General features: G+C 66.6%; 14 protein-coding genes. 9 read left to right on the top strand and 5 right to left on the bottom strand.

Translation table 11 applies throughout. The features are described 5' to 3' along the window. Positions 1-31: 31 nt before the first annotated feature. A complete protein-coding gene (locus tag A5707_RS02615) occupies positions 32-1,291 on the top strand; it encodes a M18 family aminopeptidase (RefSeq protein ID WP_065012985.1) in 1,260 nt (419 codons plus the stop codon). 3 nt (positions 1,292-1,294) lie between these two features. On the opposite strand, the gene A5707_RS02610 is transcribed toward A5707_RS02615, so the two are convergent. After that, complete coding sequence (locus A5707_RS02610) at positions 1,295-1,525, bottom strand: hypothetical protein (RefSeq protein ID WP_065012970.1); 231 nt, start codon at positions 1,523-1,525, stop codon at positions 1,295-1,297. 132 nt (positions 1,526-1,657) lie between these two features. On the opposite strand from A5707_RS02610, the gene purL reads away from it, so the two are divergent. Genes purL through A5707_RS02590 form a run of 4 tightly spaced genes read left to right on the top strand, consistent with a single transcriptional unit; the run spans position 1,658 to position 6,724 of the window. Then, a complete protein-coding gene (gene purL, locus A5707_RS02605) occupies positions 1,658-3,928 on the top strand; it encodes a phosphoribosylformylglycinamidine synthase subunit PurL (RefSeq protein WP_419866381.1) in 2,271 nt (756 codons plus the stop codon). Between the two features lie 4 nt (positions 3,929-3,932). Next, positions 3,933-5,699: an alpha/beta hydrolase gene (locus tag A5707_RS02600; RefSeq protein WP_065012968.1), complete on the top strand. Its 1,767-nt coding sequence runs from the start codon at positions 3,933-3,935 to the stop codon at positions 5,697-5,699. Continuing rightward, positions 5,699-6,328, top strand: a complete 630-nt coding sequence (locus A5707_RS02595; protein WP_082969202.1) for a CPBP family intramembrane glutamic endopeptidase — start codon at positions 5,699-5,701, stop codon at positions 6,326-6,328. Before A5707_RS02600 ends, A5707_RS02595 begins: the two co-directional genes overlap by 1 nt. A gap of 3 nt (positions 6,329-6,331) precedes the next feature. Then, entirely contained in the window at positions 6,332-6,724 is a 393-nt protein-coding gene (locus A5707_RS02590; protein WP_065012967.1) for a sterol carrier family protein, read from the top strand. Here A5707_RS02590 and A5707_RS02585 read toward each other — a convergent pair. Further along, positions 6,721-7,323, bottom strand: a complete 603-nt coding sequence (locus A5707_RS02585) for a TetR family transcriptional regulator (RefSeq protein ID WP_065012966.1) — start codon at positions 7,321-7,323, stop codon at positions 6,721-6,723. The two genes, A5707_RS02590 and A5707_RS02585, sit on opposite strands and share 4 nt — an antisense overlap. A gap of 104 nt (positions 7,324-7,427) precedes the next feature. Here A5707_RS02585 and A5707_RS02580 point away from each other — a divergent pair, with 104 nt between their 5' ends. The 3 genes from A5707_RS02580 to purM all read left to right on the top strand — a co-directional run bounded on the left by A5707_RS02580 (position 7,428) and on the right by purM (position 11,876). Continuing rightward, positions 7,428-9,002, top strand: coding sequence for a phytoene desaturase family protein (locus tag A5707_RS02580; RefSeq protein WP_065012965.1), 1,575 nt, complete (start codon positions 7,428-7,430; stop codon positions 9,000-9,002). A gap of 177 nt (positions 9,003-9,179) precedes the next feature. Further along, on the top strand, positions 9,180-10,745 hold the full coding sequence (gene purF / locus A5707_RS02575; protein ID WP_197495225.1) for an amidophosphoribosyltransferase: 1,566 nt from the start codon (positions 9,180-9,182) through the stop codon (positions 10,743-10,745). A 36-nt stretch (positions 10,746-10,781) separates the two neighbouring features. Beyond that, positions 10,782-11,876: a phosphoribosylformylglycinamidine cyclo-ligase gene (gene purM / locus A5707_RS02570; RefSeq protein WP_065012964.1), complete on the top strand. Its 1,095-nt coding sequence runs from the start codon at positions 10,782-10,784 to the stop codon at positions 11,874-11,876. Between the two features lie 3 nt (positions 11,877-11,879). Here purM and A5707_RS02565 read toward each other — a convergent pair whose 3' ends face one another. Further along, entirely contained in the window at positions 11,880-12,071 is a 192-nt protein-coding gene (locus A5707_RS02565; RefSeq protein WP_065012963.1) for a DUF3073 domain-containing protein, read from the bottom strand. 136 nt (positions 12,072-12,207) lie between these two features. Beyond that, positions 12,208-13,302, bottom strand: a complete 1,095-nt coding sequence (locus tag A5707_RS02560; protein ID WP_065012962.1) for a YgfZ/GcvT domain-containing protein — start codon at positions 13,300-13,302, stop codon at positions 12,208-12,210. A 138-nt stretch (positions 13,303-13,440) separates the two neighbouring features. Between A5707_RS02560 and A5707_RS02555 the strand changes: the two genes are divergently transcribed. After that, the gene (locus A5707_RS02555) at positions 13,441-14,292 is read left to right on the top strand and encodes an aminodeoxychorismate lyase (RefSeq protein WP_156657497.1); all 852 of its coding nucleotides are present in this window, start codon (positions 13,441-13,443) and stop codon (positions 14,290-14,292) included. A gap of 272 nt (positions 14,293-14,564) precedes the next feature. Here A5707_RS02555 and A5707_RS02550 read toward each other — a convergent pair whose 3' ends face one another. Next, positions 14,565-15,206 carry an FABP family protein gene (locus A5707_RS02550; RefSeq protein WP_065012960.1) on the bottom strand — a complete coding sequence of 214 codons (642 nt, stop codon included), beginning with the start codon at positions 15,204-15,206 and terminating at the stop codon, positions 14,565-14,567. Positions 15,207-15,434 lie beyond the last annotated feature (228 nt).

Here is a 15,434-nt window from a genome sequence, read left to right as displayed (position 1 = left end):
CAGTCGTCGCCGTGATGAAAAGATGAGTGGCATGGCGGCCACGGCACAAGGCCTGTGCGAGTTCATCGACGCATCTCCGTCGCCGTTTCATGTCTGCGCCACCGTGGCGGAGGCGCTGCACGGTGCTGGCTACACCGAACTGGCGGAGACCGATGTCTGGCCGACCGTCGGCGGCAAGTTCTTCACGGTCCGGGCCGGTTCGCTGGTGGCCTGGGACAGCAGCGGTAATACGGAGAGGCTGTTTCGCATCGTCGGCGGCCACACCGACAGCCCCAATTTGCGGGTCAAGCAATACCCCGACCGCCAAGTGGCCGGTTGGCAGGTGGTGGCGCTGCAGCCGTACGGCGGCGCCTGGCTGAACTCCTGGCTGGATCGCGACCTGGGCATCAGCGGACGACTGTCGGTGGCCGACGGCACCGGCGTTGCCCATCGGTTGGTCCGCATCGACGAGCCGATTCTGCGGGTACCCCAGCTGGCCATTCACCTGACCGAGGACCGCAAGGCGGTCGCGCTGGACCCGCAGCGCCACGTCAACGCCGTATGGGCGGCCGGCGATACCGCCGGCTCGTTTGTGGATTACGTCGCCAACCAGTCCGAAGTCGATGCCCGCAGCGTGCTCGGCTTCGACTTGATGACCCACGACCTGACGCCGTCGACACTGTCAGGAGTCGGCGGCCAGTTCGTCAGCGCTGCGCGGCTGGACAACCAGGCGACCTGCTATGCGGGGACCGAAGCCTTCCTGGCCGCCCAACCGCGCGGATACGTACCGGTGCTGGCGCTGTTCGACCACGAGGAAGTCGGCTCGACCTCCGATCACGGCGCCAACTCCGAACTGCTGCTGACCACACTGGAGCGGATCGCGTTGGCCGCAGGCGGCGGTCGCGAAGACTTCCTGCGCCGCCTTGCCGGGTCGATGGTGGCCTCGGGCGACATGGCGCACGCCACGCACCCGAACTACCCGGACCGCCACGAGCCCGGCCACCTCATCGCGATCAACGGCGGGCCGGTGCTCAAGGTCCAACCCAATCTGCGCTACGCCACCGACGGCCGCACCGCCGCCGCATTCGCGCTGGCCTGCCGACAAGCAGGTGTTCCGCTACAGCGTTACGAGCACCGCGCCGACCTGCCCTGCGGTTCCACGATCGGCCCGATGACGTCGGCGCGGACCGGAATCCCGACCGTCGACGTCGGCGCTCCGCAACTGGCGATGCACTCGGCGCGCGAACTCATGGGCGCAGACGACGTAGCCGCCTACGCGGCGGCGCTTCAAGCGTTCTTGTCGCCGAGGTAGGCCCTAGAGCCGCTTGGCAAGCAGATGCTCGGCCAGCTCGGCGCCCTTGCGGCTGTCCGACTGCGCCTTACGGAACAGGTCGGCTACTTCCTTGTCACCATCGCGCTCGGCGTCCTGGATGTAGGTCTCCAAGCGCAGCGCGTTGTCGAGGCACTTCTCGGTGTACCAAATGAGGTTGTAGTTCTTGTCTTTGGTTCCCGTCGTCGCTCCGGTTTCAGCAGTCCCCGAGGTCATGAATCCTTCCTCCCAACGGTTGTTTTCCGAACCCCGGGCGGCTACCCATCAACCGGGCATGCAAACGTCTTCTGGGGCGGCTCGACGCATGGAATCTAGACTGTCTGCGTGACATCTGGGCTCACCCAGGCGGTGGATACCGTCGAGCAGGCCGCAACCACCCCTGATCTGCCTCAACCGTTCCGCGAGCTGGGCCTCAAAGACGACGAATACCAGCGGATCCGCGACATTCTCGGGCGGCGGCCCACCGACGCGGAGCTGGCCATGTACTCGGTGATGTGGAGCGAGCACTGCTCCTACAAGTCCTCCAAAGTCCACCTGCGCTACTTCGGTGAGACCACGACCGAGCTGATGCGGGCCGGCATGCTGGCCGGCATCGGGGAGAACGCCGGTGTCGTCGACATCGGCGACGGCTGGGCCGTCACATTCAAAGTCGAGTCCCACAATCACCCGTCCTACGTCGAGCCGTATCAGGGCGCGGCCACCGGAGTCGGCGGCATCGTGCGCGACATCATGGCGATGGGCGCCCGCCCGGTCGCGGTGATGGACCAGCTGCGATTCGGCGCTGCCGACGCCCCGGACACCCGCCGCGTCCTCGACGGCGTGGTGCGCGGGATCGGCGGCTACGGCAACTCGCTGGGGCTGCCGAATATTGGCGGTGAAACCGTCTTCGACGCCTGCTATGCGGGCAATCCGCTGGTGAACGCGATGTGTGTGGGGGTGTTACGGCAAGAGGACCTGCATCTGGCGTTTGCCTCCGGTGCCGGCAACAAGATCATCCTGTTCGGTGCGCGAACCGGGCTCGACGGTATCGGCGGGGTGTCGGTACTGGCGTCGGAGACCTTCGGCGGCGACGAGTCGGGCCCCGGGCGCAAGAAGCTGCCGTCTGTGCAGGTCGGCGATCCATTCATGGAGAAGGTACTCATCGAGTGCTGCCTGGAGCTGTACGCTGCCGAGCTGGTGGTCGGTATCCAGGACCTCGGCGGAGCCGGATTGGCATGTGCCACATCAGAATTAGCATCCGCAGGCGACGGCGGCATGGCTGTTGAACTGGACTCGGTTCCTCTTCGGGCGAAGAACATGACGCCCGCCGAGGTGCTCTGCAGCGAGTCGCAGGAGCGGATGTGTGCGGTGGTCGCACCGGAGAACGTCGAGGCGTTTCTGGCGGTGTGCCGTAAATGGGAAGTGCTGGCCACCGTGATCGGCGAGGTCACCGACGGTGACCGGCTGAAGATCACCTGGCACGGCGAGACGGTCGTCGACGTGCCGCCCCGCACGGTGGCCCACGAGGGCCCGGTCTACCAGCGTCCGGTCGCCCGTCCGGAGTCACAGGATGCGCTCAACGCCGACCGGTCCGGCACGCTGCCCCGCCCAACCACCGGCGACGAGTTGCGCGCGACGTTGCTTGCGCTGCTGGGCAGTCCACACCTGTGCAGCCGTGCCTTCATCACCGAGCAGTACGACCGCTATGTGCGCGGCAACACCGTGCTGGCCGAGAACGCCGACGGTGGCATGCTGCGCGTCGACGAGGCCACCGGCCGCGGCATCGCGGTGTCGACCGACGCGTCGGGGCGCTACACCCTGCTGGATCCCTACGCCGGCGCCCAACTCGCGCTGGCCGAGGCATACCGCAACGTCGCGGCCACCGGCGCCACCCCGGTCGCGGTCACCAACTGTCTGAACTTCGGGTCACCAGAAGACCCGGGCGTGATGTGGCAATTCGCGCAGGCGGTCCGCGGGCTTGCGGATGGTTGTGCGGCACTGGGCATTCCAGTGACCGGCGGCAACGTCAGCTTCTACAACCAAACCGGGTCGACCGCCATCCTGCCCACCCCGGTCGTCGGTGTCCTGGGCGTCATCGATGACGTGGGCCGGCGCCTGCCCACCGGCATGGGAACCGAGCCGGGGGAGACGCTGCTGCTGCTGGGCGATACCCGAGACGAATTCGACGGCTCGATCTGGGCGCAGGTGACCGCCGATCACTTGGGCGGATTGCCCCCAGCGGTGGACCTGGCCCGCGAAAAGCTGCTCGCCGATGTGTTGAGCGCCGCCTCGCGCGATGGTCTGGTATCCGCGGCCCACGACTTGTCTGAAGGCGGGTTGGCTCAGGCCGTGGTGGAATCGGCGCTGACCGGCGAAACGGGTTGTCGCATAGTGCTTCCCGAGGGCGCAGACCCATTTGTCATGTTGTTCTCCGAATCGGCCGGCCGAGTATTGGTGGCGGTACCGCGCACCGAGGAGAGCCGGTTCGTCTCGATGTGTGCGGCCCGGGGGCTGCCCGCTATCCGCATCGGTGTCGTCGACCAAGGTGCGGATTCGGTGGAGGTGCAGGATTTGTTCACGGTGTCCCTGGATGAACTGCGCCGCACCTTCGAAGGTGTGTTGCCGCGGCTCTTCGGATAAGGACATGAGCACCCCAGTCGACGACGTCACCGGTGAGTCGGTCGAGCCCCAGACCGCAACTCGCGGCCGCCACCCGTTGCTGGTTTGGGCATGGAGCCTGCTGCGGCTGAACTTTGTCGGGATGGCGTTCGGCGCCTTGTTCTTCTGCCTGTCGCTGACACCTTCGCTGTTACCGCATGACTGGCTGTTTCAAGGCTTGATCGGCGGTGTCAACGCCGCGTTCGGGTACGGCCTGGGGGTGGTGATCGGAAAGACCGTACACCGCTTCGTCCTTCGCAACGTCGCTTGGTGGCCCCCGCCGGCGCGGGCGCTGTTCTGGGTGAAGGCGGCAGTGGTGGCAACCGCTCCGACGGCGTGTGTGCTGATGCTCATCCCGGCCGCCTCCTGGCAGCGGCAAGTCTCGGCGCTGATGGGTCTCGACGGACCGAGCACAGGGTCTTACCTGCGTACGCTCGTTGTCGCAGTCGCGGTCAGCGCACTGGTGGTGTCGGTGTTCCGGGTGCTCATCGACGCGATCAAGCTGGTGGCTCGGATGCTGATCCGGCGGTGGCACCTGCACAGCGAGACCGCGCTGTTCATCGGCACCGCGATCGTGGCGGCGGTACTGGTCACCTTGATCAACGGCGTGCTGATCCGCGGGTTCTTCGCCGGGGCGAACGCCGCGTTCCAACCGCAGAACAGCGAAACCCGTGCCGGGGTCACGCCGCCGACGCTTCCCGAGAAGTCCGGCAGTCCAACATCATTCGCGCCCTGGGACACACTGGGCTACCAGGGCCGCAACTTTGTCGCCACCGGCCCGCACGCGGCCGAACTGAGCCGGATCAACGGCCGCCTCGCCAGGGAACCCATTCGGGTGTATGCCGGGCTGCACACCGCCGACGACGACGAGGGGCGGATGAAGGTGCTGATCCATGAACTTGAGCGCACCGAGGCGTTCAGCCGCAAGGTGTTGATCATCGTCCCCACCACCGGTACCGGTTGGATCAACCCGGTGGCGGCGCGTGCGATCGAGATGATGTACAACGGCGACACTGCGATGGTCGGCGTGCAGTACTCCTATCTGCCGAGTTGGATCTCATTTTTGGCCGATAAGCAGAAGTCGATGGACTCGGGGCGGTTGCTGATCGACACCATCCACGACCGTTGGCAGCAGCTCGATCCGAGTCAGCGGCCGAAGCTGGTGCTCTACGGCGAGAGCCTGGGATCGATGGCGGGGCAAAGCGCTTTCGACTATCTACCCGACATTTCGCGGATGGGCTTCAGCGGCGTGTTGTGGGTCGGCCCGCCGCAGGACAGCTCGTTGTGGCATGCGCTGCTGGTGCGGCGTGACCCGGGCACCCCTGCGGTGCAGCCGCGCTACGACAACGGGCGAACCGTTCGGTTCTCCGAAGCTGTGACGCCGGCGGACATCTCCCGCATTGCCGAGCCGCCGTGGGACGGGGCGCGGGTGCTGTTTCTGCAGCATCCGTCTGACCCCGTGGTGTGGTGGTCACCCGACTTGCTGTTCAGCCGGCCGGACTGGCTGGTCGAACCGCCTGGCCAAGATCGCAGCCCATCGATGCGCTGGTATCCGATCGTCACGTTCTGGCAGGTCAGCGCTGACCTGACCAACGCCGAGGGCATGCCGGGCGGACACGGCCACAATTACGGCGACATGGTGCTCGACGGCTGGGCCGCGGTCGCTCCTCCGGACGGGTGGACGGCCGACGACACTGAGCGCATCCGGGTCGCTCTGAAACACACCGAGAGCGCTGACGGACCCGAACACTGATGCGTCACAGGGTATTTCGATGCACCTGGGCGCTGGTACTGGCCGCATCGTTGGTCGGCTGGAGCTTTGTCAGCCCTCGTATCCCGATGCCGTGGCGCGCGCCTGCGCAGGCCGGGCTGGCCGGGCTGCTGGTGCTGCTGACCGGCGCCGACCTGGGCCTGCGTCCGCCGCGGCTGTGGGCCGGGTTGCGGCTCGGGCTGGCGAGCGGCGTCGCCGTGGCGGTGGCCGTCGCGGCGACGACAGCGGTGCCCATGGTGCGGTTCTCGATGTCGATCCGTGAACTGCCGGCCCCGGTGCCGGTCTGGTTGTTGTGGCGGATACCGCTGGGCACGGTGTGGAGCGAGGAAGCCGCGTACCGCGCGGCATTGGCCACCGTCGCCACCGCCGCGTTCGGTGATTCCGGCGGTCGGCTGCTGCAAGCGGCCGCCTTCGGTCTGTCCCACGTCGCCGACGCCCGCACCACCGGTGAGCCGGTGGTGCTGACTGTCATGGCCACGGGTATCGCTGGCTGGGTATTCCATTGGCTGGCTGAACGATCCGGCAGCCTGGCCGCGCCGATGCTGGCGCACCTGGCGATCAACGAAACCGGTGCGGTGGCCGCGCTGACGATCAAGCGGCGGTTCGGCTAGGCCATGGCCGCCAGGCAGAGCGCTGATCCGGTCCAGACCCGCGCGGCCGTGCTGGCCGTCGAGGGGTGGCTGCGCGATGAGGCCCGCCCCGCTCCCGAACGCGCCGAATTGGCAGCCGCAGTCCGGCTCACCGCCCGCACGTTGGCCGGGCAAGCACCCGGCGCCAGCGTCGAAGTCCGCATTCCCCCGTTCGTTGCCGTCCAATGTGTTTCCGGCCCACGGCACACCCGCGGCACGCCGCCCAACGTCGTCGAAGCCGATCCGCGCACCTGGCTGCTGCTGGCCACCGGACTGCTGCAGCTGGGCGACGCCGTATCCAGTGGGGCGCTGCGGCTTTCAGGGTCGCGGGCAGGCGAGATCGCGGCGTGGCTGCCGCTGGTGAACCTGGCCGGCTAGCCCGACAGCGGGGCCAGACCCGACCGGATCAGATCCAGACTGCAGGCAACGGTCTCACCCAAGTCGCCGCTGCACCCCGCGCGTCCCCAATTCTCCACGGCCGCAACGAGTGCTGCGGCCAGTGTGCAGCCGGCCACTTCGGCAACCAGGTCGAGATTCGGCACATGCGTGTATCGCTTGCGGACGAAGTCGGTCAGCACCGCGGCGAATGACGACTGCACTACCCGAAGGTGCGCGGCGATGCGCTCGGCGCTGATCAACTCGACCCGGGCCGTCGCAGCCTGGCGGACCACCTCCAGATCGTGCGGAAAGGTCTGCACGCTGGCCAGGACCGCGTCGAACAACGGCTCGGAGGTGGGACGCTGCGCCAACGCCTCAGCCAGCCATTCCAGCTGCGTTTCGTAGTCCTGGAACAACACCGCTTCCTTGGTCGGGAAATGCCGGAAGAACGTGCGCTCGGTGACGCCGGCCTGCCGCGCCAACTCCGTGACTGTCACGTTGGCGAACCCCCTCTCGGCGAAGCCGGCCAGCGCAACTCGCCGAAGCGCCTCCCTAGTGGAGCGTCGGCGCAGCTGGTGGAGGTTCGTCGTGCCAGTCATGTCACCGCGATCGTAGTCCGGCGCCCAGAAATCTCGTCAGTACTGACATCTTCCAATTATGTCAGTACTGACATATCTTGAGGTTCTCGGAAGGAGAACGCATCATGGCTGACTACGACGCGATCATCGTCGGCGCCGGACACAACGGCCTGACGGCCGCCGCGATCCTGCAGCGCGCCGGGCTGCACACCCTGTGCCTGGAGGCCAACACCTACTGCGGCGGGATGGCAGCCACGGTCGAGTTGATCGACGGGTTCCGTTATGAGATAGCCGGTTCGGTGCAGTTTCCGACCGCGAGCGAGATCACCAAGGACCTTGGCCTGGACACGCTGCCCACCGTCGATCCCGACGTGATGTCGATCAACATCGGCGAGTCCGGTGAAGAGCCGATGGTGTTCTACCGCGACCCCATCCAGCTGATGACCCACCTCGGCGAGAAGCACGGCGCGGACGCCATTACCGGAATGGCCGAGTTGATTACCTGGAGTCAGGGGCCGGCTCGGGCACTGGGGCGCTTTGAGGTACGGACACCACCGAAGACGATCGACCAGATGTATGCCTGCGCCGCAAGCGAAGCCGAACGACGCGCGATCCACGAAATGCTGTTCGGCTCGGCGATGGACGTGATCGACCGCTACCTTCCCGACAAAGACAAGCATGCGGTGATGCGCGGAATGCTCGCGTTCCTGGCGGTGAACTCGACCTACCGCGGCCCCTTTACGCCGGGCAGTGCTACCTGCCTGGCGTTCGCCTTGGCAGTGCCCGAGGAAGGCGCGGCAATGATGACCAAACTCGAAGGCGGAATCGGCGCACTCACCGGGCATCTGCGCGAACTCTTCGTCGCGGCGGGTGGAGAGATCCGCTTCCGCTCCAAGGTCGAGCACATCCTCGTCGACGACGGCCGGGTGACCGGGGTGCGGTTGCGTGACGGAGCGACGATTAGCGCGCCGGTAGTGGTGTCGAACCTGTCTCCCGACGTCACCCTCACCGAGCTGGTGGCACCCGAACACCTTCCGGCGGAACTCGTTTCGCGATTAGCCGGCCGCGACCATCGTGCGTCGTTCGTGCAGATCCACTTCGCTCTCGACGGTCTGCCCGAGTTCGCCCCACCCTATGAATTGCTCAACGAGCCTGGCATGCAGCAGTCCATCGGGATCTTCGGCTCACCCGAAGAGCAGCAACGCCAATGGGAGCTCTGCCGGCAAGGCCTCATCCCGGACAACCCGTCGTTGGGAATGCAAATCCCGTCTTGTCTGGACTCGGGGCTCGCACCCCCTGGCAAGCACGCCGCCAGCGCGTTCGCCTATGCCTTTCCGGTCGAAGCCAGCCGCGACCAACACGGCCACCTCAAAAACGAGATGGCACACCGAGTCGTCGACAAGATCACACGCTATGCCCCGAACTTCAAAGACATCGTGCTACGACACATCACCTTTGCGCCGTACCACATGCAAACCATGTTCGGCGCCCCCGCCGGTGATTTCTGTCACGGGTTACTACACCCCGACCTGATGGGCCCGAATCGGCCTGGACCCAAGGGGTTTCTCGACCTACCGCTTCCCATCGACGGGCTTTACCTGGCGGGCGCTGGGTGTCACGGCGGCCCCGGCATTACCTTCACGCCCGGGTACAACGCGGGCTACCAGATTCTCGACGACCTGGCGTCGGCCGCCACGTAAAGGCGGTGACCAAAGTGGCCCTTGTGACCTGCGTGAATGGTGAACCTTTCTGGGAATGATCGTGGGCGAAAAGCCGTTGACAGATGCGCAACACGCTCGCCCGATTCGGCGTCTTAACCGTCGTTTCCGTAGACTCCGTTACTGTCACCACTCGCGCCCACAGGGAGCCGCCCCACCGTGACCGTGCAGCAGGCCCAACCCCTCGAGGTTCAGGAAAACCCGCCCCGCGAAGAGTGCGGGGTGTTCGGTGTATGGGCTCCCGGCGAGGATGTTGCCAAACTCAGCTACTACGGCCTCTACGCATTGCAGCACCGCGGCCAGGAAGCCGCCGGCATCGCCGTCGCTGATGGCTCACAAGTACTGGTGTTCAAGGACCTCGGTCTGGTCAGCCAGGTCTTCGACGAGCAGACGCTGGCGGCCATGGAAGGTCACGTTGCCATCGGGCACTGCCGCTATTCGACCACCGGCCACACCACCTGGGAAAACGCCCAACCCGTGTTCCGCACCACCGCGGCCGGCACCGGGGTCGCGTTAGGGCACAACGGCAACCTGGTCAACAGCGCCGCACTGGTCACACGTGCCCGCGAGGCCGGGCTGATCAATCCTAGGTTGCCCGGCGCGGCCACCACCGATTCCGACATCCTGGGCGCACTACTGGCCCACGGCGCCGCCGACTCCAGCCTGGAACAAGCGGCCCTGGAGCTGCTGCCGACGGTGCGGGGGGCGTTTTGTCTGACCTTCATGGACGAGGGCACGCTGTACGCCGCCCGCGACCCGCACGGGGTGCGGCCCTTGTCATTGGGCCGATTGGACCGCGGCTGGGTGGTGGCCTCGGAAACCGCCGCGCTGGACATCGTCGGCGCCTCGTTCGTCCGTGACATCGAACCGGGCGAACTCCTGGCGATCGACGCCGACGGGGTGCGGTCGACACGCTTCGCCAACCCGACCCCGAAGGGCTGCATTTTCGAGTACGTCTACCTGGCCCGTCCGGACAGCACGATCGCCGGGCGGTCGGTGCACGGCGCACGGGTAGAGATCGGTCGTCGGCTGGCCCGCGAATGCCCGATCGACGCCGACCTGGTGATCGGGGTTCCCGAATCCGGGACTCCGGCCGCCGTCGGTTACGCCCAGGAATCCGGCATCCCCTACGGGCAGGGCCTGATGAAAAACGCGTACGTCGGACGTACGTTCATCCAGCCCTCACAGACCATCCGCCAGTTGGGCATCCGGCTCAAGCTCAACCCGCTCAAAGAAGTCATCCGCGGCAAGCGGCTCATCGTCGTCGACGACTCGATCGTGCGCGGCAATACCCAGCGCGCCCTGGTGCGGATGCTGCGCGAGGCCGGCGCCGTCGAAGTACACGTCCGCATCGCGTCGCCGCCGGTGAAATGGCCCTGCTTCTACGGCATCGACTTCCCCTCGCCGGCCGAGCTGATCGCCAACGCTGTCGAGGATGAGAACGAGATGCTCGAAGCGGTGCGCCATGCCATCAACGCCGACACGTTGGGCTACATCTCGCTGCGGGGTCTGATCGCGGCCACCGAGCAGCCCGCCTCGCGGCTGTGCGCCGCCTGCTTCGACGGCAAGTATCCGATCGAACTCCCCAGCGAGACCGCACTGGGCAAGAACGTCATCGAGCACATGCTGGCCAACGCCGCGCGCGGAGCCGGTGCACCAACGGAGCTTTCGGCCCCGGAGGTGTCACCGGAAGAGGAGCAAGCCTCCGTTCTGCGGCATCCCTAGCCCGGGGGTCGGCGTCGACCGGTAGCCTTTATCGCGATGACCGAGCGCGGGAAAGACTCCGGAAAAGACCAGGGCAATCAGGGTGTCACATATGCATCGGCCGGAGTGGACATCGAAGCCGGTGACCGCGCCGTAGAGCTGTTCAAGCCGTTGGCATCCAAGGCCACCAGACCCGAGGTACGCAGCAAGCTCGGCGGATTCGCGGGGCTGTTCGCGTTGCGCGGCGACTACCGCGAGCCGCTGCTGGCCGCGTCCAGCGACGGGGTGGGTACCAAGCTGGCCGTCGCGCAGGCGATGGACAAACACGACACCGTCGGTCTGGATCTCGTCGCGATGGTGGTCGACGACCTGGTGGTCTGCGGCGCGGAGCCGCTGTTCCTGCTGGATTACATCGCGTTGGGCCGAATCGTTCCCGAACGGCTCAGCGCGATCGTCGCCGGCATCGCCGACGGGTGCATGCGCGCGGGTTGTGCACTGCTCGGCGGTGAGACCGCCGAACACCCCGGTCTGATCGAACCGGACCACTACGACATCTCGGCCACGGCGGTCGGCGTCATCGAGGCCGACGATGTGCTGGGGCCCGAGCGGGTGAAACCCGGCGACGTCATCATTGCGATGGGCTCGTCCGGCCTGCATTCCAACGGATACTCTCTGGTCCGCGCCGTCCTGCTGGACATCGACCGGATGAACCTGGCGGGCTATGTCGAGGAGTTCGGCCGCACGTTGGGTGAGGAGCTACTGGAGCCGACCCGCATTTATGCCAAGGACTGCCTGGCGCTGGCCGCCGAGACGCAGGTCCGCACGTTTTGCCACATCACCGGCGGTGGGTTGGCCGGTAATTTGCAGCGCGTTATCCCGCAGGGGCTGGTGGCCGAGGTCGACCGGGGAACCTGGACCCCGGCGCCGATCTTCGCGATGATCGCGCAGCGTGGCCGGGTGGCGCGTGCCGAGATGGAGAAGACCTTCAACATGGGTGTGGGCATGGTCGCCGTCGTCGCTCCGGAGGACACCGATCGCGCCTTGGCCATCCTGACCGCACGGCACTTGGACTGCTGGGTGCTGGGCACCGTCAGCAAGGGCGGAAAAGAAAGCCCTCGAGCCAAGCTGGTCGGGCAGCACCCCCGGTTCTAAACGTCAGCGACGCCAGGCGTCTTCGTCGCCCCAACTGTCGTCGGGAAGCTGGTCGTCGTCGTCCAGCTGGTCGGAGTCGTCAGCGCTCGACCCGGACAACTCGCGCTGAAGCCGCTCGAAATCGGTTTGAGGGGAGCTGTACTTCAGTTCTCGAGCAACCTTGGTCTGCTTCGCCTTAGCCCGGCCGCGGCCCATGGGGGAACCCCCTCGCGCAATAACGGAGCGGCCTATGAGTAGGCGGCTCCGATCTGTCAGTGAATTTATTGTCCTGCCGACAGTTTACCGTGCCCGGTCATCGCATGTCGGCCTGGCCTGTCCGCTGTGAGCGTGGTCATCGGCTGGTGCCGCGCAGCCGTTCCACCGCTGCCCGCCCGGCGCCAACCGCGTCGGGAGGCGGTACCGAATCGGCGTCGATGACGGCAGCGACGTCAGCGTTCCCGCCGGTAACCAAGGCGGTGTCCGCGGGCAACCCGCGTTTGAGTAGCGCCAGGGCCACCGCGCCGAGATCGACATGGTCGACGACGGTTCCCAGCCGGCCCACCGAGCGACCATTGGCCAGCACTGCATCACCCGTCGAGGGCCGATCGACGGAGCCGTCCAGGTGCAGTAACACCAGCATCCTGGGCGGTTTACCCAGGTTGTGCACCCGCGCGACGGTCTCCTGGCCGCGATAGCAGCCTTTGTCCAGGTGTACGGCGCCCGATCCCGGGCCGCCGATCCAGCCGACTTCGTGCGGGATCGTGCGCTCGTCGGTGTCGACACCGAGCCGCGGCCGCACCGCGGCCACCCGATGGGCTTCGTAGGCCCACACTCCCGCCGGACGAATGCCGGTTTGCGTCAAACGGCGCTGCCAGTCGGCGGTTTGATCGCGCGGAACGAGCACGTCGAGCTCGAGTTGGCCCTCGGGTGCGCCGGTCATCCGGCGGATGAAGCCACCGCCCGGCAGCGGCATCGCTGTCATGTCAGCGGGCAACACATCGACGCCGATCGCGTCGAGCACCGGTTGGTCAGCCAGCCGTGGACCCAGCAGCGACAGCACGGCCAAATCGGCGGCAGCGGGGGTGACTTGCGACCAGAACACCATCTTGCGCAGGTAGTCCAGTAGCGCTTCACCGCGCCACGGCTCGGTATCCAAATACGTGACGCCGCCCAGTTCGGTCTGAATCCAGTGATCCTCGACGCGACCTTGTCCGTCCAAGACGAGGTTTTCGGTACATGCGGCGTCGGGCAGCTCGCTGACATGTTGCGTCGAGATGGTGTGCAGCCAGGTTTGCCGATCATCACCCGTGAGGGCCAGCACAGCGCGGTGTGACCGATCCACCACCACGGCATCGGCTTCTGCTGAGCGCTGCTCGCCCAGTGGATCGCCGTAATGCCAGATCGCCCCGGCGTCGGGACCGGTAGCGGGCGCGGGAACGGCAGTCACCTTTTCACTCTACGGTCGCTTGCGAGATCAGCCGCTTCAGCCAAAGTGAAACCAGGTTCACGCTCGTCGCCGAGGGTGAACTTGGCTTCACACTCGGGCGATTGGCTAGGCTCTTCGTCCATGGCACGCCACCCGGGTGTGGTCGTCACGCTCGACGGTGAGATTCATGCGTCGGGGACACCGCTGCTGTTCGCCGACGACCTCGCCGCGGTGCGCGGCGACGGAGTCTTCGAGACGCTGCTGGTCCGCGACGGCAGGGCTTGCCTGGTGGAGGCGCACCTGGGCCGATTGGCCCACTCGGCCCAATTGATGGACCTGGAGCAGCCTGACCTGACGGCCTGGCGGCGCGCGATTGATGTCGCCGCCCAGCAGTGGGCGGCCGATACCACCGACGAGGGCGCGCTGCGACTGGTCTACAGCCGCGGCCGGGAAAGCGGCTCGGCGCCGACGGCATATGTGACCGTCAACCCAGTTGCCGACCGTGTGGCCCATGCCCGCCGCGACGGGGTGGCCGCGGTGACGCTGCCCCGCGGGCTGCCCGCCACCGGCGTGGATGCGATGCCGTGGCTGCTGGCCGGCGCCAAGACGCTGTCGTACGCGATCAACATGGCCGCGCTGCGTCATGCCGCCCGGCATGGGGCCGGCGACGTGATCTTCGTCAGCTCCGACGACTACATCCTGGAGGGTCCCCGCTCGACCGTCGTCATCGCCACCGACGATCGATGCCTGCTGACGCCGCCACCGTGGTATCCGATCCTGCGCGGCACCACCCAGCAGGCGCTTTTCGAGGTCGCGCGAGCCAAAGGTTACGACTGCGACTACCGCGCCCTGCGAGTGGCGGACCTGCTTGCCGCGCAGGGGGTTTGGCTGGTGTCGAGCATGACGTTGGCTGCCCGCGTGCACACGCTGGACGGCAAGGCGCTGCCGCGATCGCCGATGGCCGCGGAATTCACCGGGCTGGTCGACGCCGCCATCATCAGCGACCGCTGAATTCGGTTGTCTCCCCGGCTGATTAACAGGTAGCGTCGGCCGTACACAAGGAAGGAGGTGGTCCGCGAATTGATAGCGTCATGGACATGTGAGGTGGCTGCGCGCTAAGCAGCGCACAGGCGAGGAATCTTCGGCGCGCGCTGGCGAATTCCCCGCAGTCACCCGGCCCCCGAGCCTCCGGTCAGTCCAACCTGGAACTACGGCTCGGGGGCCGTCCCATGTCTGGACCAATGGCGAGAGCCACGCCAGCGTGACGCTGGCGCAATATCAGCTCACCCCGCGAACCGGGAAAGCCTGGCGGACAAGTGCGGCACCAACCCGCCGTCGGCGTCGACCCGTTCTTCGACGTAAGCCAGGTCACCGCCCTCGACGATGCCGTAGAGCCGTTTAGCGCCGCCGACCAGCATGCCCGACTTACTGCGGGCCAGCGCGTCGGTGACCAACTCCCACGACGACTGGGTGCGCGGCCGCCCGTAGAACAACTCCACATAGCCTGCGGAATGGGCTAATAGCAACTCGATGGCCTGCGATTCGCTCGGGTCGCTGGGGTCGTCGACGAAGCGCCAAAAACCGGCCTCTCGCAGGTCATGTCCGGCGTAGTCGCCGGAGTCGGTCAGCCGCCAGGACCGGGCCTCCCAGTTCAGATAGTCGCCGCCGTCGTGGGACACGACGATTTGTTGGCCGAAGCGGTAGTCACCGTGGGTTCCGCGGCCCTCGCCTTCGCCGCGCCACACCCCGACCAGGGGCAGCAGCGCCAGCAACGCATCGTGCAGGTTGGCGCCCTCGCGCAAGTTGGCGGTGTCGGCCGGAGCCGGCAGGTCGTCGAAGACGGGAATGTTGCGCGACGCTGTCACCTTGGCGCGTTCGGCGGCCGCGGCTACCGCACGGTCACCCGAGCCGGCCCGATCGCTCACGACTCGTCGGTGATCAGCCGATACAGCGTATACAGCGCGAACCAGGTGATGACCACGACGGCCGTGACCAACATGATCTCGAAGAACAGCACCACGGCGACGAGTCTAGTTCGTCCGGTCGCGCCGACTGGCGGCGCGTCCGCCCCTGGGCCGAGCGTGTTGCTCCTATGTCAAGCGGCCGCGTGTCGTGGTGGTTGAAGGTTGGTTTGGTGGTCGGTGCGTAAGCGT

This window comes from Mycobacterium kyorinense, from assembly GCF_001672775.1.
In the GTDB taxonomy this organism is placed as follows: domain Bacteria; phylum Actinomycetota; class Actinomycetes; order Mycobacteriales; family Mycobacteriaceae; genus Mycobacterium; species Mycobacterium kyorinense_A.
Note: the sequence above shows the minus strand (reverse complement) of the source record. Positions and strands in the feature narration are given on the sequence as shown.

What these genes read in the sequence shown, in the direction of transcription:
- A5707_RS02600 (WP_065012968.1), top strand. Translation starts at nt 3,933, where the DNA reads ATGAGCACCCCAGTCGACGACGTCACCGGTGAGTCGGTCGAGCCCCAG.
- purM (WP_065012964.1), top strand. Translation starts at nt 10,782, where the DNA reads ATGACCGAGCGCGGGAAAGACTCCGGAAAAGACCAGGGCAATCAGGGT.
- A5707_RS02590 (WP_065012967.1), top strand. Translation starts at nt 6,332, where the DNA reads ATGGCCGCCAGGCAGAGCGCTGATCCGGTCCAGACCCGCGCGGCCGTG.
- A5707_RS02580 (WP_065012965.1), top strand. Translation starts at nt 7,428, where the DNA reads ATGGCTGACTACGACGCGATCATCGTCGGCGCCGGACACAACGGCCTG.
- A5707_RS02610 (WP_065012970.1), bottom strand. Translation starts at nt 1,525, where the DNA reads ATGACCTCGGGGACTGCTGAAACCGGAGCGACGACGGGAACCAAAGAC.
- A5707_RS02565 (WP_065012963.1), bottom strand. Translation starts at nt 12,071, where the DNA reads ATGGGCCGCGGCCGGGCTAAGGCGAAGCAGACCAAGGTTGCTCGAGAA.
- A5707_RS02585 (WP_065012966.1), bottom strand. Translation starts at nt 7,323, where the DNA reads ATGACTGGCACGACGAACCTCCACCAGCTGCGCCGACGCTCCACTAGG.
- A5707_RS02615 (WP_065012985.1), top strand. Translation starts at nt 32, where the DNA reads ATGGCGGCCACGGCACAAGGCCTGTGCGAGTTCATCGACGCATCTCCG.
- A5707_RS02595 (WP_082969202.1), top strand. Translation starts at nt 5,699, where the DNA reads ATGCGTCACAGGGTATTTCGATGCACCTGGGCGCTGGTACTGGCCGCA.